Below are 1,431 nucleotides of genomic sequence, written 5' to 3'. Positions count from 1 at the left end.
TCAGTAGCGGTAGTGGTCGGGCTTGTACGGGCCGTCGACGTCCACACCGATGTACGCCGCCTGCTCCGGGCGCAGCGTGGTGAGTTTGACGCCGAGGGCGTCGAGGTGGAGTCGGGCGACCTTTTCGTCGAGGTGCTTGGGCAGGGTGTAGACGCCGACGGGGTAGGCGTCGGGCTTGGTGAACAGCTCGATCTGGGCCAGGGTCTGGTCCGCGAAGGAGTTGGACATCACGAACGAGGGGTGGCCGGTGGCGTTGCCCAGGTTGAGCAGGCGGCCCTCGGAGAGCACGATGATCTTCTTGCCGTCGGGGAAGGTCCAGGTGTGGACCTGGGGCTTGACCTCGTCCTTGACGATGCCGGGGATCTTCGCCAGGCCGGCCATGTCGATCTCGTTGTCGAAGTGGCCGATGTTGCCCACGATCGCCTGGTGCTTCATCCGCGCCATGTCGGAGGCGAGGATGATGTCCTTGTTGCCGGTCGTGGTGATGAAGATGTCGGCCGTCTCGACGACCTCCTCCAGGGTGGTCACCTGGTAGCCGTCCATCGCCGCCTGCAGCGCGCAGATCGGGTCGATCTCGGTGACGATCACCCGCGCGCCCTGGCCGCGCAGCGACTCCGCGCAGCCCTTGCCCACGTCGCCGTACCCGCACACCACGGCGGTCTTGCCGCCGATCAGGACATCGGTGGCACGGTTGATGCCGTCCACCAGCGAGTGCCGGCAGCCGTACTTGTTGTCGAACTTCGACTTGGTGACCGCGTCGTTGACGTTGATCGCCGGGAACAGCAGCGTGCCCTCGCGCTGCATCTCGTACAGGCGGTGCACCCCCGTGGTGGTCTCCTCGGTCACACCGCGGATCTCCGAGGCCAGCTGCGTCCACTTCCGCGGGTTCTCCCCCAGCGTGCGGTGCAGCAGCTGCAGGATGACCCGGTGCTCGTCGGACTCGGCCGTCTCCAGCGCCGGGACCTCACCGGCCTTCTCGTACTCCACGCCCTTGTGGACCAGCAGCGTGGCGTCCCCGCCGTCGTCCAGGATCATGTTCGGGCCGCCGGTCGGGCTGTCCGGCCACGTCAGCGCCTGCTCCGTGCACCACCAGTACTCCTCCAGCGTCTCGCCCTTCCAGGCGAACACCGGAACACCCCGCGGATCCTCCGGAGTACCCTCCGGACCCACCGCGATCGCCGCCGCCGCGTGGTCCTGGGTGGAGAAGATGTTGCAGGACGCCCAGCGCACCTCGGCGCCCAGCGCGACCAGGGTCTCGATCAGCACCGCCGTCTGCACCGTCATGTGCAGCGAACCCGTCACACGGGCACCGGCCAACGGCTGCGCCGCGGCGTACTCCTTACGGATCGCCATCAGACCGGGCATCTCATGCTCGGCGAGAGTGATCTCCTTGCGACCGAACTCGGCCAGCGAAAGATCGGCGACCTTGAA

At 67.3% G+C, this 1,431-nt stretch carries 1 protein-coding gene; it reads right to left on the bottom strand.

Annotation, left to right across the window (positions count from 1 at the left end; translation table 11 throughout):
• Positions 1-1,431: adenosylhomocysteinase (gene ahcY / locus AB0E62_RS40000; RefSeq protein ID WP_362206063.1), on the bottom strand; the 1,431-nt coding region annotated here is incomplete at its 5' end.

Source organism: Streptomyces sp. NPDC038707 (assembly GCF_040636485.1).
Classification (GTDB): domain Bacteria; phylum Actinomycetota; class Actinomycetes; order Streptomycetales; family Streptomycetaceae; genus Streptomyces.
This window is presented reverse-complemented; position numbering and strand designations above follow the sequence as displayed.